Source organism: Algibacter sp. YIN40 (assembly GCF_057219435.1).
Genome location: NZ_JBXVVC010000001.1, coordinates 578,460 through 601,609, shown reverse-complemented (window position 1 = coordinate 601,609; position 23,150 = coordinate 578,460). Strand labels below are relative to the sequence as shown.

Genomic DNA, 23,150 nt, shown 5'->3' with positions numbered 1-23,150 from the left:
TTAGTTATTTGGATCGGTATAAAATATTTCTAATTTCATGCGCTTTTCCTCATCAATGCCATCATTACTGCCATGCAATACAGTGCCTCTTGAAGTTAAAATAGTAGATGCTGGAATTCTTTCGAGGTCATCATTATTTAAGATTTCAGCGCCTGTAATATAGTTAACATTATTAGAAATAATTAAACCTAGTTTTGTGTTCGTAGAATCTCTAAAAATAATGTTTTTGATATGTTCGGTGATACGTATTTTATAACCCATTCTTTCTGCACCGTTTGTATTGATGGTATCTCTTTGCCCTAAACTGATAATTCTAGAATTAAAGGGGTCAGTAGGGTTTTCGGTAGGGTCGAAACTATAATCTGCAATTATATTGTTGTTATTAATATCGTAAGCATAAAGTCTATCATATTTATGATTTTCATCTGAAGGAGAAATACTTAATTCATCTTCGAAAATTGTTAAACGAACTTCATTAATAAGTTTAGTAGGATTGTTTTCGGAATCAATGAATTCATTTCTTATATCATCCAATACATCAGGAACCATGTTGCCATCCAAATCTTCACTACCAAATAAATCTACAATAGACATAGAACCAGCTGTTCCTTTTAGTAATAATTTTTCATCACCTAAATCTTCATCACCATCTGCGAGGGGCAATGCATTGAAACTGTAATCATTAATAAATGTATTTAATGTAATGCCAGAAAAGCGCATTGAATAATTACCTTCTGTTCTAACCGAATTATCTGTGCTAGAATCTCTAGTATAATATATAGTTATCCCTGCATCAGTTGATGCAAGATTTAATAACAACATATGTCCATTGTTATTTATGTTTTCAGCTTTAATATAAAGCCCTCTAAAATAATCTTTAAAATTATTGGCATTACTTAATATACTTTCCCCGCCCTTATCTAGTATCGTTGTTCTCCAATAAAGGGTGTCTAGTTTTACTCTTAATGCAGGAATAGAACTTGTTGTAATTGTGTTTTCTCCCTCTCCAGTTTTTGTTTTAATTGCTTCGTTGCTTGGAAAAAATGTTAAATCTTCATAAATTAATTCAGCCTTTTGAGTATCAAAATTAACTGCTGTATTTTCAGTAACTATAAAGTTTTGAACATTACTAGCCGTGTTTTCAGCTTTTGAGTAATAGTTTTGAGGTTCTTGCGATTGTGAAGTTGGATTAAAATCTCTTAAAAAGTAATTATTCCTGTATACAGATAATTTAATGTCATTATCACCATATAGTGAATCACGCTCATTTATAATGTATTGAATATTCCCATCTTCATCAGTCCCGTTAGGTCTACTAAAATATGGGATATTCATTATAACCGAGTCAATTTTTACATTCTCGCCAAAATCTGGATCAATAGTTGTAGGCTCTAACTGAGTAACTATACTTGCTGTTGTTGAACCATATAAAGGGTCATCATAATAACCTAAAAGACTCGAATTTAGTCCATTAACCTGAACTGCTTCTAGCTTTTTATTGTAAGCTATAGGTGTAATCTCAAATTTATTTGTGCTAAAATTCGAGTTTTCTTTTCCTAGAACATCGCTATCAATGGAATTAAACTCTTTATCGCAAGCTATAAATGTTAAAATTAAAAATGCAACGGCTCCAGTAAATTTAAGGGCTTTGAATATCTTCTTCATATATCTTAATTAATGAATAGTTTAGCTTAAAACTTCTGAATTAAAAAATTCTGTGTAAGCTGGACCAAATTCATCCTTACTTTTGTATTCTAAAATAGGTTTTTCTGAGTCTTTTAAATAATTATCTAAAGCTTCTGGAAGTTCTTCAGAACCAATTATTAAAGCATCAGAATAATCAATTGCAATTTTCATTAAATTATTAAATGTAGGTTCTTCAAGCGACTTAAAAGCTTCTTCATCTATATTGTCAAATTTAATCTTATTAAACATATCTTTATTTAACGTATCGTTGAAACTTTGATTGTATATTGAAGTAACAATTTTACTTTCGTTAAATAACGGTTCGTCTTTATAATATTCTTTTAAATATAAAGGCAGTAAAGAAGCAAGCCAACCATGAACATGAATTATATCTGGTGACCAATTGAGTTTTTTTACGGTTTCAATAACACCTTTAGCAAAGAAAATAGCTCGTTCATCATTATCAGAGAACAACTCGCCGTTTTCATCGGTTAATGTAGCTTTACGTTTGAAATATTCATCATTATCAATAAAATAAACCTGAATACGTTCCTTCGGAATTGAAGCCACCTTTATAATAAGAGGCATGTCTAAATCATTTATTACCAAGTTTATACCAGAAAGTCTAATTACTTCATGTAATTGATGTCTTCTCTCATTAATATTCCCGTATCTTGGCATAAATATTCTTATCTGACCACCCTGTTGATTCACCAATCTTGGTGCTTCAAACGACATTGAAGAAATTTCAGTTTCAGGTAAATAAGGTACTACTTCAGATGATACATATAATATCCTCTTATCTTTCATAAATGGGTTGCTTTTGAAGATTCAAAATAAAAAACACGCAAAAGTACAAAAATTTATGCAGATTGGTTGTAAAATCTTAAGTTTGCAAGCGTTAATTTTTTATTAAAAAGTGGAAGTTTACTCAGAAAAAAATCAATTAGGGATATTATTAGAATCTTTAAAAGCCGACGGATTTAATATTGGATTAGTTCCAACAATGGGGGCATTGCATCAGGGGCATCTGGCTCTAGTAAAAAAAGCTTTTGAGGATAATGACAAGGTGGTTGTTAGTATTTTTGTAAATCCAACACAATTTGATAATAAAGAAGATTTAGAAAAATATCCTAGGACTTTGGAGAGCGATGTCCAATTATTGAAAACTGTTAGTAAAGACAAAATATATGTTTATGCGCCGACAGTGGAAGATATATATGAAGGTAATACGGTTTCTAATAATTTTGAATTCGATGGTTTGGAGTTTGAAATGGAAGGTAAATTTCGGAATGGTCATTTTAATGGTGTTGGTACTATAGTGAAGCGTTTATTTGAAATTGTAAAACCACACAGTGCGTATTTTGGAGAAAAGGATTTTCAGCAGTTACAAATCATTAAGAAGTTGGTTGAAAAATACAACATTCCAGTTAATGTAGTAGGATGTAAAATACATCGTGAAACTAATGGATTGGCTATGAGTTCTCGGAATACAAGGTTAAAACTAGAGTATGCTAAAGCAGCACCTTTCATTTATAAAACTTTAAAATCTGCCAAAGAAAAATTTGGCACAAAAAGTGCTAATAAAATCACGGAATGGGTTGATAAACAATTTGCTAATCATGATTTATTAGAATTGGAATATTTTATAATAGCAGATGCTAAAACCTTAAAGCCAATCAAAAGAAAATCAAAGAAAAAAGCATATAGAGCCTATATTGCCGTATATGCAGATGATATTAGACTGATTGATAATATCGCACTAAATTAATTATCTTTGCCACATGCAAATTCAAGTAGTAAAATCTAAAATTCATAGAGTTAAATGCACAGGTGCAGAACTCAATTATATAGGTAGTATAACTATAGACGAAGATTTAATGGATGCCGCTAATATAATACAAGGAGAAAAAGTCCAAATTGTAAATAATGACAATGGTGAACGCCTTGAAACATATTGTATTCCTGGACCAAGAACCAGTGGGGAAATCACGCTTAATGGAGCGGCTGCTCGTAAAGTATCTGTTGGAGACACCCTTATTTTAATTACTTATGCTTTTATGGATATTGAAAAAGCTAAAGTTTTTAAACCCTCGTTAGTATTTCCAGAAGAAGCTACTAATTTATTAAAATAAGTTTTTGAAATTTAATATTAAAAGAATACTAAAAATTACACTCCCATTATTATTGGGAGTTTTTTTGGTCTGGTATTCTTTATCTCAAATCTCTATTGATGAATTATTAGAATACGTTAAAAAAGCGGATTACACCTATATTTTACTTGGTATGTTTCTAGGACTTTTAAGTCATCTATCTAGAGCATATAGATGGCAATTTCAATTAGAGCCAATGGGTTATAATATTAAATTAGGAAATAGTATTATGGCTGTTTTCGTTACCTATTTAATAAATTATACTATCCCCAGGGCAGGGGAAGTAGCTAGAGCGTCTATACTTACTAATTATGAAGGTGTTCCTTTTGAAAAAGGATTCGGAACTATAGTAGCCGAAAGAATTGCAGATATGCTAGTTATGTTAGGGATTATAGCGGTAACACTTTTTCTTCAATTCGATTTTATTTATGAGTTTTTAGTAGAAAAATTTAATCCAACCAAAATAGCAATGACTTCAGGAGGATTACTGGTTTTACTCTTCTTATTTACAAGATTTATAAAAAAGAGCAAGTCTAAAGTTGCCTTAAAAATTAGAAATTTTGTGAATGGGTTAATTGAAGGCGCGCTAAGTATTTTCAAAATGAAAAAGAAATGGGCATTTATTTTTCATACGCTATTCATCTGGGGTATGTATGTACTCATGTTTTATGTGACATCATTTTCGTTAGAACAAACACAAAACATCCCGTTTGCAGCTATATTAATTGGTTTTATCGCAGCAAGTTTTAGTATTGCAGCAACAAATGGAGGTATAGGTTCTTATCCAGAGGCTATCGTATTAGCATTTCTATTGTTTAATATTCCAGAAGATCCTAGTCGTGCTTTCGGCTGGATTATGTGGAGTTCGCAAACATTGTTGGTTATTATTTTTGGTGGATTATCTTTGATTTACCTTCCCATTTATAATAGACAGAAAAGAAAAAAGCATTAAAATTATCCAGAAAATTTTAATTTTCAAGAAAGAAAAGTAATGAAAACAGCTTTTTAATCTTTCACTTAATTTCATACCTTGCCATTATTAAATCTCAAATCGTCATAAAATGAAAAAATCAATCCCCTTTTTTTTAGTATTGTTTTGTATGTTGAATATTGCCTCCGCTCAGGTTAAATACGAAACTATAGAATCTTCAAAACTAGGAGAAACACGAGAAATTAAAATACAAGTGCCTCGCGGCTATAATAGTAATGAAGATAAAAGCTATCCTATAATTCTTGCTTTAGATGGTGATTATATTTTTGAGGCTGTAGCTGGAAACGTAGATTATTATTCCTATTGGGAAGATATGCCAGAAGCCATAGTGGTTGGGGTAAATCAATTAGATAAACGCTATGACGACTGTTTGTATTCTGAGCAAAACTCGTTGCCAATTGAAACAGGCGCGTCGTTTTTCGAGTTTTTAGGTATGGAACTTATTCCATATATAGAAAGCACCTATAGAACAGTTGACTTTAGAGTTGCAGTAGGGCATGGGGAAACAGCTAATTTTATCAATTATTATTTGTTGAAATCCGATCCGTTATTTCAAGCCTATATAGCTATAAGTCCAGAGTTAGCACCAAATATGTTGGATTATATTCCCGAAAGACTTGGCAAATTACAATCAAAGGTTTTTTATTATTTGGCTGGAACGAGTAATGATTCTAAGTCTATAAGGCAAATGACAGAAGCTCTAAATACAAGCATAGCATCTGTAGACAATAAAAATGTTTTATACAATTATGATATTTTCGAAGGAGCTTCACATTATTCAGTCCCAGCGCATGCGATTCCAAAGGCTATAGAAAGCATATTTTTTGTATTTCAACCAATATCAAAAAAAGAGTATAAAGAATCAATCCTAAAATTAGAAGATTCTCCGGTCACTTATTTACAAGAAAAATATCAAACTATTTACGATTTGTTTGCTATAGATAAGCAAATATTAATTAATGATTTTAAAGCAATAGCAGCGTCTATCGAAAAAAACGAGAACTTTCAGTATTATGAAGAGCTCGGTAAAATAGCTAGGAAGCAATACCCAAAAACCTTGTTAGGAAACTATTATTTAGCACGCTTTTACGAAGAAACCGGTGAGCCTAAAAAGGCTATGAGAACATATCAGTCGGCTTATATCCTTGATGAAATTGCAGGTTTGACAAAAGATTTAATGTTGGAAAAAGCCGATTTAATTAAGGAAGATTTTGGGTATTAATGGCTAAAGTAAAAACTTCTTTTTTTTGTCAGAGTTGTGGCAACCAATATGCAAAATGGCAAGGACAATGTACAGCTTGTAAAGAGTGGAATACTATTGTAGAAGAAGTTATTAAAAAACCTGAAAAGAGTGATTGGAAAACGCCAACTTCAAATGCAAAACGAGCTTCTGTTCCTTTAAGAATTAATGACATAGATACTTCTAAAGAACCTAGGCTAAATACTTTTGATTCCGAATTCAATCGTGTTTTAGGTGGTGGAATTGTACCTGGATCATTAACACTCCTAGGAGGAGAACCAGGAATTGGGAAGAGTACATTGTTGCTTCAAATTTCATTAAAATTACCGTATAAAACTTTGTATGTTTCGGGTGAAGAAAGTCAGAAACAAATTAAAATGAGAGCTGAACGCATTAATCCAGATAATAATAATTGCTATATTTTAACTGAAACAAAAACTCAAAACATCTTCAAACAAATCGCTTCGCTCCAGCCTGACGTAGTAATTATTGACTCTATACAGACGTTGCATAGCGATTATATTGAATCTTCTTCAGGAAGTATTTCACAAATAAAAGAGTGTACTACAGAGCTTATAAAATTTGCCAAGGAAACAGCAACTCCAGTTTTATTGATTGGACATATTACAAAAGATGGTAACATAGCAGGGCCTAAAATTTTAGAACATATGGTTGATACGGTTTTACAGTTTGAAGGCGACCGAAATCATGTATTCAGAATTCTAAGAGCACATAAAAATCGTTTTGGCTCTACTAACGAATTAGGGATTTACGAAATGCAAGGGTCAGGACTTAGAGAAGTTTCTAATCCTTCAGAAATATTAATTTCAAAAAAAGATGAAGAATTAAGTGGTAATGCAATTGCTGCTACTCTTGAAGGCATGCGGCCTTTGATGATTGAAGTACAGGCTTTGGTGAGTACTGCGGTTTACGGTACGCCACAGCGCAGTGCTACGGGGTTTAATGCAAAACGTTTAAATATGCTTTTAGCAGTATTAGAAAAACGAGCTGGTTTTAGGCTAGGAGCAAAAGATGTCTTTTTAAATATTACGGGAGGTATCACGGTTGATGATCCTGCCATCGATTTGGCTGTTGTCGCCGCCATTTTATCTTCTAATGAAGATGTTTCAATACAAAAAGATTTTTGTTTTGCAGCAGAGGTTGGACTGTCAGGAGAAATTCGGCCAGTGCAGCGAGTTGAACAGCGTATTTTGGAAGCTGAAAAGTTGGGGTTCGCAACCATTTTTGTGTCTAAATACAATAAAATTTCACTTAAAAACAACGTTATTAAAATTCAATTGATTTCTAAGATTGAGGATTTGGTAGAATTAATTGTATAGTTTCAATTTGCATATTTATTTAATATTATAAAGATATATACTTCATTCGTGTTTTTCACTTCTTTTTTATCAAAATTCCTTAAATTCGCGAACTTATAAGTTTTAATAGTAAATGAGCGCTAAATTTCCTGAATATAAAGGACTTGACTTACCAAAAGTAGCAAATGATATACTACAGTATTGGCAAGAAAATAACATTTTTGAAAAAAGTGTTTCTACAAGAGAAGGTAACGAACCATTTGTGTTTTATGAAGGTCCGCCATCGGCAAATGGACTTCCTGGAGTGCATCATGTTCTAGCTCGTGCTATAAAAGACATATTTCCACGTTACAAAACCATGAAAGGGTACCAAGTAAAACGTAAAGCTGGTTGGGATACACATGGACTACCTATTGAATTAGGCGTTGAAAAAGAACTTGGAATTACAAAAGAAGATATAGGAAAAACCATTTCTGTAGAAGATTATAATGCAGCCTGTCGTAAAGCGGTAATGCGCTATACAGATGTTTGGAACGATCTTACCGAAAAAATGGGCTATTGGGTAGATATGGAAGATCCATATATTACCTACGAGCCTAAATATATGGAATCGGTTTGGTGGTTATTAAAGCAGATTTACAACAAAAGTTTGCTTTATAAAGGCTATACTATTCAGCCATATTCACCAAAAGCGGGTACAGGGTTAAGTTCACATGAACTAAATCAGCCAGGAACATATCAAGATGTAACTGATACTACTGTTGTTGCTCAGTTTAAAGCAATAGAAAGCACATTACCAGAATTTTTAAAAAGATTTGATCATTTACATTTTCTTGCTTGGACAACTACGCCTTGGACTTTACCAAGTAATACTGCTTTAACGGTCGGATTAAAGATTGATTATGTTGTAGTTGCGACATACAACCAATATACTTTCGAACCTACTCATGTCATTCTTGCCAAAAATTTAGTTGGTAAACAATTCGATAGTAAATATTATCAGACTGAAGATGTTTCTGAATTTTCAGAGTATTCAAAAGAAAATAAAAAGATTCCATTTTTAATAGCTGCAGAATGTAAAGGCGCTGATTTAATTGGAATTAAATACGAGCAATTATTAAAGTACGCTTTACCAAATGACAACCCTCAAGATGCGTTTAGAGTAATTTCTGGAGGTTTTGTTACAACTGAAGATGGCACGGGAATAGTACATACCGCACCTACATTTGGAGCAGATGATGCTTTGGTTGCAAAACTGGCAAAACCAGAAGTGCCACCAATGTTGGTAAAAGATGATAATGGTAATTTGGTCCCACTCGTTGATTTACAAGGTAGATTCAGACCAGAAATGAAAGAGTTTGCTGGCAAGTATGTAAAGAATGAATATTATAATACTGGTGAAGCACCAGAACGATCAATAGATGTTGAGTTAGCGATAAAATTAAAAGAAGAAAACAAAGCCTTTAAGGTTGAAAAATATAAGCATAGTTATCCAAATTGTTGGAGAACCGATAAACCAATTCTATATTATCCTTTAGATTCTTGGTTCATTAAAGTGACCGATGTTAAGGATCGTATGTTTGAACTGAACGAAACGATTAATTGGAAGCCAAAAGCTACTGGAACGGGACGTTTCGGAAACTGGTTGGCAAATGCAAACGATTGGAATTTATCGCGTTCACGCTATTGGGGAATTCCGCTACCAATTTGGAGAACAGAAGATGGTAAAGAAGAAATCTGCATTGGTTCTGTTGAAGAACTAAAAACAGAAATGGTTAAAGCTGTTTCAGCAGGAGTGCTGGCAAAAGATATATTCGAAGACTTTGAAGTTGGAAATAATTCCGAAGAAAACTATGCAAAAATCGACTTGCATAAAAACATTGTAGACGATATTGTTTTAGTGTCACTTTCTGGACAGAAAATGTTCCGTGAAAGTGATTTAATAGATGTGTGGTTTGACTCTGGCTCGATGCCTTATGCGCAATGGCATTATCCCTTTGAGAATAATGATTTAATTGATAAAGGCACCACTTTCCCAGCAAACTTTATTGCTGAGGGAGTTGATCAAACACGTGGATGGTTTTACACGCTTCATGCTATAGGAACTATGGTTTTTGATTCTATAGCATATAAAAATGTTGTGTCTAACGGGTTGGTTTTGGATAAGAATGGACAGAAAATGTCCAAGCGTTTGGGTAATGCAGCAGATCCTTTTGAAACATTAGGAACTTATGGAGCGGATGCCACACGGTGGTATATGATTAGTAATGCGAATCCATGGGATAATTTAAAGTTCGATTTAGAGGGAATAGAAGAGGTAAAACGTAAGTTCTTCGGAACACTTTATAACACCTATTCATTCTTTCAGTTATATACAAACCTTGATAAATTCACTTATTCTGAAAAGGAAATTTCATTGGAAGATCGACCAGAAATCGATCGATGGATATTATCAGAATTACATACCTTAATAAAGAAGGTAGATGCATTTTATGCAGACTATGAGCCTACAAGAGCAGCGCGAGCTATTTCAGATTTCACCCAAGATTACCTAAGTAATTGGTATGTAAGACTGAGTAGAAGACGTTTCTGGAAAGGGGATTATCAAGCTGATAAAATTTCGGCATATCAAACGCTATATAATTGTATGTCTACTATTGCTAAATTAGGAGCACCAATAGCGCCTTTCTTTATGGATAAACTGTATTTAGATTTGAATTCAGTTACCAAAAGAGAAGCATTTGAGAGTGTACATTTAGCAAATTTTCCAGTTTATGATGAACTTTTTGTTGATAAGAGTTTAGAAAGGAAGATGGAAAGCGCACAAACAATATCTTCTCTAGTATTATCGTTAAGGGCTAAGGAAAAGATTAAAGTACGTCAACCGCTTCAAAAAATAATGATTCCGATTGATAGTAGACAACAGAAGGAAGAAATTTTAGCAGTTTCAGCATTAATAAAACATGAAGTAAATATAAAAGAAATAGAACTTTTGGAAGATGCTTCAGATATTTTGGTAAAACAGATTAAACCTAATTTCAAAACATTAGGACCACGATTTGGTAGGGATATGAAACTGATTGCCAATGCCATAAAAGAACTAACCTCTACAGATATAAAAAAAATAGAGCAAAAGGGTGTTTTAGACGTTGTAATTAATGGAAAAAATATTACTTTAGGGCTTGAAGATGTAGAAATAACATCACAAGATATTGAAGGGTGGTTGGTTGCAAATGAAGGCGCCTTAACTGTGGCTTTAGATGTTACAATAACAGAAGAATTACGTGAAGAGGGGATTGCTAGAGAATTAGTAAACCGTATTCAAAATTTACGTAAAGATTCTGGTTTCGAAGTAACGGACAGAATTGATGTCATACTTCAAAAGGATGAACAAATAATTAGTGCCGTTCACACCAATATTGAGTATATTAAAACGGAGACGTTAACCGAAGAATTAGAAATTAAGGATCAAATAAACGAAGGTATAGATGTTGCTTTTGATGATGTAAATACCAAACTCTTTATTCAAAAACATTAAATTATGGGAGAAAATGTAAAATATTCCGATGCAGATTTAGCTGAATTCAAAACGCTAATTCAAGAAAAAATAGAAAAAGCACAACACGATTTAGAGCTTATTAAAAGTGCGTACATGAATGACCACAATAATGGTACAGAAGATACTTCTCCAACCTTTAAAGCTTTTGATGAAGGGAGCGCGGTAATGAGTAAAGAATCTAATTCACAATTAGCTATAAGACAAGAAAAGTTTATTCGCGATTTAAAAAACGCATTGATTCGAATTGAAAACAAAACCTATGGTATTTGTCGTGTTACAAAAAAACTAATTAATAAGGAACGTTTAAAGTTAGTGCCTCATGCAACATTAAGCATTGAAGCTAAAAACATGCAATAATCCTATTTAAATTATATATTTGAAACGTCTCATTTGTTTTTGAGGCGTTTTTTGTTTAAATACTTTTTCACCTTGAGTACTTCGTCTGCGCTCAGCATAGACTAAAGTCGAAAGGTCTTAAATTAAAAAGATGTCACTCAAAAAATCTATAATACTAATTATAATAATTTTACTTATCGACCAGATTAGTAAAATATACATTAAAACGCATTTCATGCTTCATGATAGTGTTGAAGTATTTACTTGGTTTAAAATATATTTTATAGAAAATGATGGTATGGCTTGGGGTACAAAAATTAGTGATTTTGTATCTTTTATCTCAGATCGTTCTGCAAAAATATTTCTAACTCTATTTAGAGTAATCGCTATTTTTGGAATAGGTTATTGGCTCTATACAGCAACCAAAAACTTAAGCCCAAAAGTATTGATATTAGCAATTACATTAATTTTTGCAGGCGCTCTAGGTAATATAATCGATTCTGTTTTTTATGGTGTTTGGTTTAGTGGCAGCGAAGGACAGATAGCATCCTTTTTACCAGAAACAGGAGGGTATGATACCTTTTTGCACGGTAAAGTAGTTGATATGCTATATTTTCCATTGTATAAAGGGTATTTGCCAGATTGGTTGCCTTTTTATGGAGGAGAATTCTTTACATTTTTTGAACCTGTTTTTAATATTGCAGATATGGCCATAAGCACTGGTTTTATAATGCTTATTGTTTTTAATAAGAAAGCATTTCCAAAAAAACTTCAATAGATTAACTTCAGTTTGTATAAACCACTAGTCTCTAAAATAAAGTAGGGATTAACAAGTATTTTCATTTCACTATCTTGGGGTGTTTTTAACAGTTATAATTAGTGCATTGTCAATTATTATTCAAAAAATGAATTCAAGCTTAGAAATTAATAATATTTGGATTATACTTTTAGTATTATTCGTATCGTGTAACGAATCTAAAAATCAACAGGTTATTACCGATTTTTGTTCACAGATTCATAGAAATGATAAGGTTTCTTTGTCTAAAGAATTAGAAGATGTGTCTGAATTAATGCGAACTAAAACGGGTGTTTATGTTCTGGAAGATGGGAGTGGTTCAATGGTAGCTCGAGCATGGTTAAGTGAATACGCAGAAAAAACAATAGATATCCAGTATTTCATTTTTTCAACGGATAATGTTGGACTAATAGCCTGCGATTATTTAGTTCGAGCTGCAGACCGTGGTGTTAAAGTAAGAATCCTGGTAGACGATATTATGGTTGATGCAGATATAGAAGATTTGCTAACTTTTAATTCACATGAAAATATAACTGTAAAAATTTATAATCCAGGTGTTAATTTAGGTAAGAATATTTTCAGCAAAATTCAAAAATTTGCTACAGATTTTAGAGATGCAAACCAGCGTATGCATAATAAAACATTTATTGTTGACGGCAAAGTTGTTATAACAGGTGGACGCAATATTGCTAATGAATATTTCGATTACGATCATGAGTATAACTTTCGAGATAGAGATATTTTGTTGTTAGGAAAAGAATCAGATAATGTGAAAAAGTCTTTTAACGAATTCTGGAATGATACCTTGAGTACAAAGATTTCCAATATTATTAAGGAAGACACTAGTAAAAAATACCCTGAAAACACATTTAATAATTTGCATGAATATGCTTGTAACCCAGAGAACTTTTGGCCACAAGTAAGAGAAAGGATAGAGAATTTACCTGCAACGTTCAGCACTATTAAAAATTCAGGTGATTTGGTATGGTTAAATGATGTTTCTTTTATTTCAGATGCACCCGGTAAAAATGATGGAAATGAAGGCTTAGGTGGCGGTGGGATTTCTACAAATGCTTTAATTAAATTAATTAGAGCAGCAGAAAAGTCTATTGAAATACAAACTCCATATTTAATTACAACAGAGTTGAGTAGAAATTTATTTAAAAAAGCTGTAGAACGTGGTGTGTCTGTTCGAATACTTACAAATAGTTTGGCGTCTACAGATAACATGGAAGCGTTTAGTGGTTATCAATCAGATAGAGAAAAATTGCTAAATACAGGCGTTCGAATTTTTGAATTTAGACCAGATGCTGCTGAGCGAAAGAAAATAATGACCGGAGAGTTACAAGAAAAATTGAATCATCAACCCATATTTGGTCTTCACGCCAAATCTATGGTGATAGATAATAAGATTACTGTAATTGGTACTTTTAATTTAGATCCCAGAAGTGCCAATTTAAATACAGAGTGTATTGTTATTGTAAATTCGGAAAAAATTGCAAGCGGAGTTTTAAAAGGAATGGAAGAAGAATTTAAATCTGAAAATTCTTGGGAAACCACTTTAGATTTCAATCCAGATTCAGAAGTGAACAAGTTTAAAAGATTAAAAACTTGGACACGAAAGATTATACCTAAAGATATATTATAGTTTATTTGTATTGCTTAGAATTTGTAAAATCTTAGTGGTGTCACGCAATAATCCAGTCTAACATCACTTTCATAAACATCATTAATTTCATCTTCAGCATCAAAAAATGATAAGCCAATCTTTATAGTTTCAGGTTTGCAATGAGCTAAAAACCGATCATAAAATCCTTTGCCATAGCCAACACGGTTCCCAACTAAATCAAATGTTAAAAGCGGAATAAAAACCACTTCAATTTTATCATTAGAAATTTCTATCCCATCAACAGGTTCAGGAATGTTGTAGTTGTTATTTTTAATAACAGTATTATCGGTTAGTAAAAAATGCGTCATATCACCTGTTTTAAAATCGCTTTTGGAAATAAGAATATTTTTGTCTTTTCCAGATAGAATATTTAAAATGTAATCAGTGTTGACTTCTTTATGTTCTTCTATTGATAGGAAAATATGATAAAATGTATGTCTCCAAATTGGAAGTTTCAATGTTTGATTAGCAATAGCGATACTCAAATCTTCAATCTGGTCTATTGATAATTCGTTCCGAAATGATTTATATTTTTTACGTAATTCATTTTTAGTCATTTTATCGTGAAAGTTTCGTAGTTATGTGGAATAGAGCATCACCTTGATATACAATTGGTGCTTCATTTACATTAATTATATATCCTGAATTATCTGCTCTAACAAAATAATTAAACTTGCCATAAGGGTCTGTTATATTACCAATAATATCATTTTTTTCTACTTTAGAACCAATTTTGGCAGCAGCTTTAAACATACCCGAATATTTAGCACGCTTCCATTTACTATCGCTAATAAATATGCAATTTTTCTTAGGTGCTGAGGCCTTATATTTTGAACTTAACATGCCTAAATGACTTAGAACACGCTTTGCGCCATTAACTCCAGAATTAGTTACCAAATCGTCTATATGAAATGACTTGCCGCCTTCGAAAAGCAATAAAGGAATGCCTTTTTTAAAACAAGTATTTCTAAATGATTTATTTAGGTTTTTAGAGTATAGAACGAAGGGCGCTCCAAACGTTTTGGCTAATTGCTTAAGTTTTCGTTCTCCCTGAATAATTCTTACTTGTGGTGCATTAAATCTGCCGGATCCGCCAGTATGGAAATCCATAATATAATCGACGTTTGGAACGACTTTTTTAATCAATTTATAGGCTACACGGCTAGCTAAAGAACCGTTTGAACTACCAGGAAATACGCGATTTAAATCTCGGCCATCTGGAAATTCTCGTTTTAAATTTATAAATCCAAAAATATTAATAACTGGCATGCAGATAATAGTTCCACATTTTGGTTTATTAATACCTTTAGCTATTATTTGTCTTACAATTTCCACACCATTGACCTCATCGCCATGAATACCAGCAGTAAATAAAACTGTTGGCCCAGGTTTTTTAGAACGTTCAATAATAACAGGAACGTTTACGGGAGTTGAGGTATGCAAGTTAGCAACATCAAAGTTGACTTCTTTGCTTTCTCCAGGAGCAATAGTTTCGTTAAGAATCGTCAGTATATTTTTTTCAGCACTCATTCGTATTATGGCATTTTTTAAAGAAGACTAACGTCTATTTCTTTCTATGTAGGTAATAATGCTTTTAGCAATGTTTTTTCCAGTAGCAGATTCTATTCCTTCTAGCCCAGGTGTCGAATTCACTTCAAGGAGTAGTGGGCCTCTTCCAGACTCTAGCATGTCTACTCCACAAACAGGGAGTTTTAAAGCTCTAGAGGCTTTCATTGCAACTTTTATTTCGGCTTCAGTAAGTTTTACTATTTCCGCAGAACCACCTCGATGTAAATTTGAACGAAACTCACCTTCACGCCCTTGGCGTTTCATCGCTCCAACAACATGACCATCAACAACCAATGCTCTTAAATCTGCACCTTTAGCTTCCGCAATATATTCTTGTACAAGTGCTCTGGCTTGCAACCCGTTAAACGCCTCAAGTACAGACTCCGCAGCATTTTTGGTTTCAGCTAAAACAACACCTAAGCCTTGAGTACCTTCAAGAAGTTTGATGATTACTGGCGTTCCACCAACATGAGAAATCACTTCTTCCACATCTCTAGAATAATTAGTGAAAACTGTTTTAGGCATCCCAATTCCAGCTTTCGAAAGCCTTTGAAAACTTCTTAATTTGTCTCTAGATCTAATAATGGCATCAGAAGTAACAGATGTAAACACATTCATCATTTCAAATTGTCGGACTACAGCACAACCAAAAAAAGTAACTGAGGCTCCTATTCTAGGGATAATAGCATCTACGTAATCTAGATAACGATCTTTGTAGTATATAGTAGGTTTTTCTTTTTCGATTATAATATCACATTTTAGCGGATCTATGACCTCTATAATGTGACCACGACCTTCACCTTCTTCTATAAGTCTTCTTGTAGAATACAAATTTTCGTTCCGAGAAAGAATAACAATGTTCACTAATTACCTATAATTTAACTGCAATATACTAAAAAAGCATATCGAATTTTTAACTATGTTACTTTTAGTATACCTTTGAGAAAGATGAGTAAACCTACCTTGGACATACAATTAAAAACCTTGCCAAATCAACCGGGAGTTTACCAGTATTTTGATTCTGAAGGCACTATTTTATATGTTGGAAAAGCTAAAAATTTAAAGAAGCGAGTTAGTTCGTATTTCACCAAAACGCATGAAAACGGAAAAACAAGAGTCCTTGTAAAAAAAATTGATAGTATTAAGCATATTGTAGTAGATACAGAAACCGATGCTCTTTTACTAGAGAACAATCTCATCAAAAAACATAAACCACGTTACAACGTACTGCTTAAAGATGACAAATCATATCCTTGGATTTGTATAAAAAATGAACGATTCCCTAGAGTATTTTCAACAAGGCGTGTATTTAAAAATGGTGGTGAGTATTTTGGGCCTTATACAAGTGGGAGAACAGTTCATACCTTATTAGATTTGATTAGAGGATTATACAGCCTGAGAACGTGTAATTATGATTTGGCTGAAGAAAAGATAAAAGCTGGTAAGTATAAAGTATGTTTAGAATATCATTTAGGAAATTGTAAAGGACCCTGCGAAGGGTTAGAAACTGTAACTGAGTATAACGAAAGTGTAAAAGCGATAAAGGAAATTTTAAAAGGAAATTTCAAAGATTCGCTTTCTCAGTTTAAAAATCAGATGAAGCAGTTCGCCGATAACATGCAGTTTGAGGAGGCTCAAAAAATAAAGGAGAAAGTTGAGGTTCTTGAAAATTATCAAGCAAAATCGACCATTGTAAATCCTAAAATTAGCAATGTAGATGTGTTTTCTATAATGAGTGATGAAAGTTATGGCTATATTAACTTTTTGCAACTTTCCTATGGTTCTATTATTCGTTCCCATACATTAGAGATAAAAAAGAAATTAGACGAAACCGACCAACAACTGCTAGAATTAGCAATAACAGAAATTAGGCAGCGATTCCATTCTAATTCCAAAGAAGTTTATGTGCCTTTTAAGGTTGATTTGGGAGAAGGTATTAAAGTTACTATTCCTAAATTGGGTGATAAAAAACATATTTTAGATTTATCGCTTAGAAATGCAAAGTACTATAGAATGGAGCGTTTCAAACAATTGAAAATCGTTGACCCCGATAGACATGCCAATAGAATTATGGCACAGATGAAATCTGATTTACGCCTTTCAAAAGAACCTCGACATATAGAATGTTTCGATAATTCAAACATCCAAGGAACCCATCCAGTTGCGGCATGTGTCGTTTTTAAAAACGGTAAGCCTAGTAAAAAAGACTATCGCCATTTTAATATAAAAACTGTTGAAGGACCAGATGACTTTGCTTCTATGGAAGAGGTGGTGTATCGTAGATATAAAAGATTGCAAGAAGAAGCGCAACATTTACCACAATTAATCGTCATAGATGGAGGGAAAGGACAATTATCTTCTGCACTAAAAAGTTTGGATGCTCTTAATTTAATAGGGAAAATTGCCATTGTTGGTATTGCAAAACGTTTAGAAGAATTATATTACCCAAACGATCCAATTCCGTTATATTTAGATAAAAAAAGTGAAACACTAAAAATAATACAACAATTACGTAATGAAGCACATCGCTTTGGTATTGAGCATCATAGGAATAAACGAAGTAAAAGTGCGTTAAATACCGAACTAGAAACCATAAATGGCGTAGGCGAAAGAACAGTAGTGGAACTGCTAAAGCATTTTAAATCGGCAAAACGAGTTGCCAATGCGAAATTGGATGAATTGGAAGCAGTTGTTGGTTTATCAAGAGCTGAAAAGATTTATAATTATTATCATGAAAATTAAAATCACAAAAAGTGTTTATTGAATCATAAAATTATCATATTAACCCTATGTTTATTTGTTTTGTTTTCCGCACCAGCGCAAAATGAAACACAAGAAAAAACACCCAAAGTTGGTCTAGTACTTAGTGGCGGTGGTGCAAAAGGGTTGGCACATATAGGGGTCTTAAAAGTGATGGATAGTTTAGGCGTTAAAGTCGATTATATAGCAGGAACAAGTATGGGGGCTATTGTTGGGGCGTTATATGCATCTGGGTATTCAGGAAAGCAATTAGATTCTTTGTTTCAAGAAATCAATTTTGATGAGATTATTAACGATGACTTACCAAGAGCATCCAAGTCATTTTCAGAAAGAGACAATAATGAAAAGTATGCGATAAAGTTGCCTTTCGATAATTTTAAAATTAAGTTACCATCGGCGCTTTCCAAAGGTTATAATACTTATAGTTTATTATTAAAATTGACGTTGCATGTAAATGAGATAAAGGATTTTAGTAAACTCCCAATTCCGTTTTTCTGTATTGCTACAAATGCCGAAACAGGTAAACAGGTAATTTTAGATGAGGGTAATTTAACACAGGCAATTATGGCTAGTGGGGCTTTACCATCATTGTTTCAGCCAGTAGAAATTGATGATACCGTTCTAATTGATGGTGGTGTCGTGAATAATTATCCAATTGATGAGTTACGCGCTAAAGACGTTGATATTATAATTGGAGTTGATGTACAAGACGACTTGCTTAATCGAAAGGAGTTAACATCGGCTCCGGATGTACTCATTCAAATTAATAATTTTAGGACGATTAAAGATATGAAGCTCAAGGTCCCGAAAACTGATGTGTATATTAAACCTAATATCAAGGATTTTAATGTAGTGTCGTTTAATGATGGCGATAAAATTATAGAAGCAGGCAGATATGCCGCCATGTCTAAATTAAACATTTTTAGAGAGTTAGCGTCAAGAAAAAAGATTGATAACTTAAAGTTAAAACCACCTGTAACAGATAGTATTAAAATTAATAGTATAACAATAACAGGTAATAAGAATTATACTAGGTCTTATGTATTAGGAAAACTCAAATTTAAAAATGAAGAAACTATCAGTTATGAGGATTTTAGAAAAGGCATTAATAATGTAGTCGCTACAAATAATTTTGATTCATTCGAATATCAATTAAAGAACTCTGAAGATAAAGAAGGCTATGATTTAGTTTCAAACATAAAGGAGTCTGAGGTCAATACTTTTTTCAAATTAGGAATTCATTATGACGATTTATATAAGAGTGCGGCTCTTCTAAATCTAACTAAAAAACGTTTACTTTTTAAAAATGATTTGGCTTCATTAGATATTATTCTTGGGGATAATGTGCGTTATAATTTCGAATATTTAATTGATAAAGGTTTTTATTGGAGTGTGGGTATAAGATCTAGGTACAATCAATTTGAAAAAAATATTAGTGCGCAATTATTGCTGGATGAAGAGCAAATAGTAACATCAGAGTTAAATAAAATTGATGTAAAACTCAGAGACCAAACCAATCAATTTTATTTACAAACTATATTTTTAAGAGATTTTGCACTTAGTATTGGAGCTGAACATAAGCGTTTAAAAATAGATTCTGAAACATTATTAGGTAATAACGTTGGAGATGAATTTCAGTTTGAAAACACCGACTATTTTAGTGTATTTGGAGGGCTTAAGTTAGATACTTACGATAATAAATATTTCCCGAAAAAAGGTTTTTATTTTGACGGCGATATGCATATGTATTTATTTGCATCGCATTTTAACGAGACTTTTGATAATTTTTCCATATCAAAAGCAGACTTAGGATATGCTTTTAGTGTCTCTAAAAAGCTGGCTTTTAATTTACAAGTAGGCGGCGGGTTTAAATTGGGAGATAAATCGACTCAAGCATTAGATTTCGCTTTGGGGGGTTATGGCAACAATTTAATAAATAATTTTATTCCATTTTTAGGTTATGATTTTGTGTCACTTACAGGAAATAGTTTTGTTAAAGCATCTTTTATAGCTGATTATGAAATAATTAAAAAACACCATATTACTGCAGAAGCAAATTGGGCTAATATAGATGACAATATCTTTGAAACGGGAGAATGGTTCACACTTCCAGATTACAGAGGTTATGCACTAGGGTATGGCATTGATACATTTCTTGGCCCCATTCAAACAAAATATAGTTATTCTCCAGAGCAGAAACAAAGCACTTGGTTTTTTAATATTGGTTTCTGGTTTTAAACTATTTCGCTTTTTCATTCTCCTGAATCCCGATGGCTAGCGTGAGGGGTCTCATAAAAATCATCTAATATCTAATTATCAATATTATTTACGATATTTGTACCACTATGAAGCTCTTTTGGAAAGACTTACTATCATATCTTCACTATCTCATCAAGAGAAATCCTGAATGAGTATACTTTTTGTATCTTTATAAATACGAGTTATTTAGCAGTTTAAGTTCAACTTAAGACCGCATTTATTATTCATTTTTTAAATTTTAAAATATGCCATTTTATCATAAATTAGGAATTATACCGCATAAGAGACATATTCAATTCAGAAAACCAGATGGTAGTTTATATTATGAACAATTATTTGGAACTATTGGGTTTGACGGTATGTCAACAAACAGTTATCATGAGCAACGACCAACACAGGTTAAAGAAATAAAAAATCAATATAGTGTTGCGCCTAAGATTGCTAAAGCAAATAATATTAAGTCCTATCGTTTAAGAGGTTTTCAAGTAAGTCCAGAGAAAGATTTTTTAGAAAGTAGAAAAACAGTTTTAATTAATAGTGATTGTTCTATTATATTGGCAGCACCTAAGCAATCTACAAGCGATTATTTTTATAAAAACACCGATGCTGACGAATTAATTTTCATCCATAAAGGTACTGGAAAGTTAAGAACCATGTTGGGAAATCTTGATTTTAAATATGGAGATTATTTATTGGTTCCTCGTGGAATTATTTACAAAATAGACTTTGATACAGAAGATAATAGACTTTTTATTGTAGAATCACGCCGACCAATATACACGCCAAAACGTTATAGAAACTGGTTCGGGCAATTATTAGAACATTCGCCATTTTGTGAACGCGATATTCGCAGACCTGAAGAACTAGAGACCTATAATGAGTCTGGCGATTTTTTAATTAAAGTAAAAAAACAAGATGATATTATTGAAATGGTTTATGCCTCACATCCTTTCGATGTTATAGGTTATGATGGGTATAATTATCCGTATGCGTTTTCAATTCACGATTTCGAACCAATAACAGGTCGAATTCATCAACCGCCACCAGTGCATCAAACTTTCGAGACGGATGCTTTTGTGGTGTGCAGTTTTGTGCCTAGGTTATACGATTATCATCCTGAATCGATTCCTGCTCCATACAATCATAGCAATATAGATAGTGATGAGGTTTTATATTATGTGGATGGAGACTTTATGAGTAGAAATGATGTCGATGCAGGTCATATTTCGTTACACCCAGCGGGTATTCCACATGGACCACACCCAGGAGCTACAGAGCGTAGTATAGGTAAAATAAAAACAGATGAGCTTGCGGTTATGGTAGATACATTTAAGCCATTAATGGTTACCGAGGAAGCTATGAAAATAGCCGATGAAGATTATTATAAATCTTGGTTAGAATAAATTGTTTATTAGAAGCCATTTCCTGCTTTCCGTTGTATCTTTTTTGAAGAAAAACCAAAAAAGGATGCCACTTCAATCAGGGCTATTAAATAAGTGTTGAAATTTAAATTTACGAATAAACAATTAAACTCATAATCGAATAAACTTTAAAACAATGAGTAAAGAAATAAAAACAGTAAACTACGGTTTAGAAAAAATATTTGAAGGTGCGCAAGATTTCTTGCCGCTTTTAGGAACAGATTATGTCGAGTTCTATGTAGGTAACGCTAAGCAATCGGCACATTTTTATAAAACAGCATTTGGATTTCAATCCTACGCTTATAAAGGCTTAGAAACGGGTTCAAAAGACTCGGTAAGTTATGTGTTAAAACAGGATAAAATCAAGATAGTATTAACAACACCATTAAATAGTACATCACCAATTAACGATCATATTGTTAAGCATGGAGATGGTGTTAAAGTTATTGCGCTTTGGGTTGAAGATGCCAGAAAAGCATATCAAGAAACCACGAGTAGAGGAGCAAAATCTTATATGGAACCTTTTGTAGAAAAGGATGATAATGGTGAAGTAGTTCGAGCCGGAATTTACACCTATGGAGAAACCGTGCACATGTTTGTTGAGCGAAAAAATTATAAAGGCTCTTTTTTACCAGGTTTTAGAGAATGGAAAAGTGATTATAATCCAACGCCCATAGGTTTAAAGTTTATTGACCATATGGTTGGTAATGTAGGTTGGGGACAAATGAATACATGGGTTAAATGGTATGAAGATGTTATGGGGTTTGAGAATTTCTTGTCTTTTGATGATAAGCAAATCCATACCGAATATTCAGCACTTATGAGTAAAGTAATGAGTAATGGGAATGGACGAATAAAATTCCCAATTAACGAACCAGCAAAAGGTAAAAAACGTTCTCAAATAGAGGAATATCTCGATTTTTATGAAGGTGCTGGTGTTCAACATATTGCTGTGGCTACAGACGATATTATAACAGCAGTCACCAGTTTAAGAGAACGAGGTGTAGAGTTTTTATCTATTCCGCCAGAGGAGTATTATAGAGCGGTTCCAGGCAGACTGGAAGAACATAGCCATGAATTAAGAGAGGATATAGAAACTCTTAAAAGTTTGGGAATAATGATTGATGCTGATGAAGAAGGTTATTTGCTTCAAATTTTCACAAAACCGGTTGAGGATCGCCCCACGTTATTCTTTGAAATTATACAACGCATGGGTGCTCGTGGATTCGGAGCTGGAAACTTTAAAGCCTTATTTGAATCTATTGAAAGAGAACAAGCAAATCGCGGTACACTTTAGCAAAAGTTAATATTATTTATGAAAACTCTGTCAAATAATTTTGATGGAGTTTTTTTGTTTTAATACTTTTGGAACAGTAATTGTAATTTCTAGAG

General features: G+C 32.8%; 18 protein-coding genes. 13 read left to right on the top strand and 5 right to left on the bottom strand.

Annotated features, from left to right (window positions below):
• Entirely contained in the window at positions 1-1,665 is a 1,665-nt protein-coding gene (gene bamH / locus AC2D6V_RS02900) for a BamH family beta-barrel-assembly machinery protein (protein ID WP_484646544.1), read from the bottom strand.
• A gap of 21 nt (positions 1,666-1,686) precedes the next feature.
• Entirely contained in the window at positions 1,687-2,496 is an 810-nt protein-coding gene (locus tag AC2D6V_RS02895; RefSeq protein ID WP_484646543.1) for a glycogen/starch synthase, read from the bottom strand.
• Positions 2,497-2,605: 109 nt separating this feature from the next.
• Between AC2D6V_RS02895 and panC the strand changes: the two genes are divergently transcribed.
• The 9 genes from panC (at position 2,606) to AC2D6V_RS02850 (ending at position 13,728) form a co-directional block, all read left to right on the top strand.
• On the top strand, positions 2,606-3,457 hold the full coding sequence (panC, locus tag AC2D6V_RS02890; RefSeq protein ID WP_484646542.1) for a pantoate--beta-alanine ligase: 852 nt from the start codon (positions 2,606-2,608) through the stop codon (positions 3,455-3,457).
• Positions 3,458-3,470: 13 nt separating this feature from the next.
• Positions 3,471-3,821, top strand: a complete 351-nt coding sequence (gene panD, locus AC2D6V_RS02885) for an aspartate 1-decarboxylase (RefSeq protein WP_484646541.1) — start codon at positions 3,471-3,473, stop codon at positions 3,819-3,821.
• Positions 3,822-3,825: 4 nt separating this feature from the next.
• Entirely contained in the window at positions 3,826-4,791 is a 966-nt protein-coding gene (locus AC2D6V_RS02880; RefSeq protein WP_484646540.1) for a lysylphosphatidylglycerol synthase transmembrane domain-containing protein, read from the top strand.
• 109 nt (positions 4,792-4,900) lie between these two features.
• The gene (locus AC2D6V_RS02875; protein WP_484646539.1) at positions 4,901-6,052 is read left to right on the top strand and encodes an alpha/beta hydrolase; all 1,152 of its coding nucleotides are present in this window, start codon (positions 4,901-4,903) and stop codon (positions 6,050-6,052) included.
• Positions 6,052-7,410, top strand: a complete 1,359-nt coding sequence (gene radA, locus AC2D6V_RS02870) for a DNA repair protein RadA (protein WP_484646538.1) — start codon at positions 6,052-6,054, stop codon at positions 7,408-7,410. The genes AC2D6V_RS02875 and radA overlap by 1 nt, the downstream gene beginning before the upstream one ends.
• Positions 7,411-7,522: 112 nt before the next feature.
• The gene (gene ileS / locus AC2D6V_RS02865) at positions 7,523-10,927 is read left to right on the top strand and encodes an isoleucine--tRNA ligase (RefSeq protein WP_484646537.1); all 3,405 of its coding nucleotides are present in this window, start codon (positions 7,523-7,525) and stop codon (positions 10,925-10,927) included.
• 3 nt (positions 10,928-10,930) lie between these two features.
• A complete protein-coding gene (locus tag AC2D6V_RS02860; protein ID WP_484646536.1) occupies positions 10,931-11,305 on the top strand; it encodes a TraR/DksA family transcriptional regulator in 375 nt (124 codons plus the stop codon).
• A gap of 130 nt (positions 11,306-11,435) precedes the next feature.
• Positions 11,436-12,062, top strand: coding sequence for a lipoprotein signal peptidase (locus tag AC2D6V_RS02855; RefSeq protein WP_484646535.1), 627 nt, complete (start codon positions 11,436-11,438; stop codon positions 12,060-12,062).
• A 127-nt stretch (positions 12,063-12,189) separates the two neighbouring features.
• Positions 12,190-13,728, top strand: coding sequence for a phospholipase D-like domain-containing protein (locus AC2D6V_RS02850; protein WP_484646534.1), 1,539 nt, complete (start codon positions 12,190-12,192; stop codon positions 13,726-13,728).
• 14 nt (positions 13,729-13,742) lie between these two features.
• Here AC2D6V_RS02850 and AC2D6V_RS02845 read toward each other — a convergent pair whose 3' ends face one another.
• The 3 genes from AC2D6V_RS02845 to rimK are packed head-to-tail and all read right to left on the bottom strand — an operon-like array spanning position 13,743 to position 16,182.
• Positions 13,743-14,306 (bottom strand): 5-formyltetrahydrofolate cyclo-ligase, encoded by a 564-nt coding sequence (locus AC2D6V_RS02845; protein ID WP_484646533.1) that lies wholly within the window; start codon positions 14,304-14,306, stop codon positions 13,743-13,745.
• Between the two features lies 1 nt (position 14,307).
• Positions 14,308-15,279 carry a succinylglutamate desuccinylase/aspartoacylase family protein gene (locus tag AC2D6V_RS02840; protein ID WP_484646532.1) on the bottom strand — a complete coding sequence of 324 codons (972 nt, stop codon included), beginning with the start codon at positions 15,277-15,279 and terminating at the stop codon, positions 14,308-14,310.
• Positions 15,280-15,306: 27 nt separating this feature from the next.
• Positions 15,307-16,182, bottom strand: coding sequence for a 30S ribosomal protein S6--L-glutamate ligase (gene rimK, locus AC2D6V_RS02835; protein ID WP_484646531.1), 876 nt, complete (start codon positions 16,180-16,182; stop codon positions 15,307-15,309).
• Positions 16,183-16,266: 84 nt separating this feature from the next.
• Between rimK and uvrC the strand changes: the two genes are divergently transcribed.
• The 4 genes from uvrC to hppD all read left to right on the top strand — a co-directional run bounded on the left by uvrC (position 16,267) and on the right by hppD (position 23,055).
• On the top strand, positions 16,267-18,060 hold the full coding sequence (gene uvrC, locus AC2D6V_RS02830; RefSeq protein WP_484646530.1) for an excinuclease ABC subunit UvrC: 1,794 nt from the start codon (positions 16,267-16,269) through the stop codon (positions 18,058-18,060).
• An 18-nt stretch (positions 18,061-18,078) separates the two neighbouring features.
• The gene (locus AC2D6V_RS02825) at positions 18,079-20,316 is read left to right on the top strand and encodes a patatin-like phospholipase family protein (RefSeq protein ID WP_484646529.1); all 2,238 of its coding nucleotides are present in this window, start codon (positions 18,079-18,081) and stop codon (positions 20,314-20,316) included.
• A 266-nt stretch (positions 20,317-20,582) separates the two neighbouring features.
• A complete protein-coding gene (locus tag AC2D6V_RS02820) occupies positions 20,583-21,740 on the top strand; it encodes a homogentisate 1,2-dioxygenase (protein ID WP_484646528.1) in 1,158 nt (385 codons plus the stop codon).
• 154 nt (positions 21,741-21,894) lie between these two features.
• Positions 21,895-23,055 carry a 4-hydroxyphenylpyruvate dioxygenase gene (hppD, locus tag AC2D6V_RS02815; protein WP_484646527.1) on the top strand — a complete coding sequence of 387 codons (1,161 nt, stop codon included), beginning with the start codon at positions 21,895-21,897 and terminating at the stop codon, positions 23,053-23,055.
• The last annotated feature ends 95 nt before the right edge of the window (positions 23,056-23,150 follow it).

Bases quoted from the DNA above. Each gene is read 5' to 3' on its own strand.
- bamH (WP_484646544.1), bottom strand. From the start codon at position 1,665: ATGAAGAAGATATTCAAAGCCCTTAAATTTACTGGAGCCGTTGCATTT.
- AC2D6V_RS02895 (WP_484646543.1), bottom strand. From the start codon at position 2,496: ATGAAAGATAAGAGGATATTATATGTATCATCTGAAGTAGTACCTTAT.
- panD (WP_484646541.1), top strand. From the start codon at position 3,471: ATGCAAATTCAAGTAGTAAAATCTAAAATTCATAGAGTTAAATGCACA.
- AC2D6V_RS02875 (WP_484646539.1), top strand. From the start codon at position 4,901: ATGAAAAAATCAATCCCCTTTTTTTTAGTATTGTTTTGTATGTTGAAT.
- radA (WP_484646538.1), top strand. From the start codon at position 6,052: ATGGCTAAAGTAAAAACTTCTTTTTTTTGTCAGAGTTGTGGCAACCAA.
- ileS (WP_484646537.1), top strand. From the start codon at position 7,523: ATGAGCGCTAAATTTCCTGAATATAAAGGACTTGACTTACCAAAAGTA.
- AC2D6V_RS02860 (WP_484646536.1), top strand. From the start codon at position 10,931: ATGGGAGAAAATGTAAAATATTCCGATGCAGATTTAGCTGAATTCAAA.
- AC2D6V_RS02855 (WP_484646535.1), top strand. From the start codon at position 11,436: ATGTCACTCAAAAAATCTATAATACTAATTATAATAATTTTACTTATC.
- AC2D6V_RS02850 (WP_484646534.1), top strand. From the start codon at position 12,190: ATGAATTCAAGCTTAGAAATTAATAATATTTGGATTATACTTTTAGTA.
- AC2D6V_RS02845 (WP_484646533.1), bottom strand. From the start codon at position 14,306: ATGACTAAAAATGAATTACGTAAAAAATATAAATCATTTCGGAACGAA.
- AC2D6V_RS02840 (WP_484646532.1), bottom strand. From the start codon at position 15,279: ATGAGTGCTGAAAAAAATATACTGACGATTCTTAACGAAACTATTGCT.
- uvrC (WP_484646530.1), top strand. From the start codon at position 16,267: ATGAGTAAACCTACCTTGGACATACAATTAAAAACCTTGCCAAATCAA.
- AC2D6V_RS02820 (WP_484646528.1), top strand. From the start codon at position 20,583: ATGCCATTTTATCATAAATTAGGAATTATACCGCATAAGAGACATATT.
- hppD (WP_484646527.1), top strand. From the start codon at position 21,895: ATGAGTAAAGAAATAAAAACAGTAAACTACGGTTTAGAAAAAATATTT.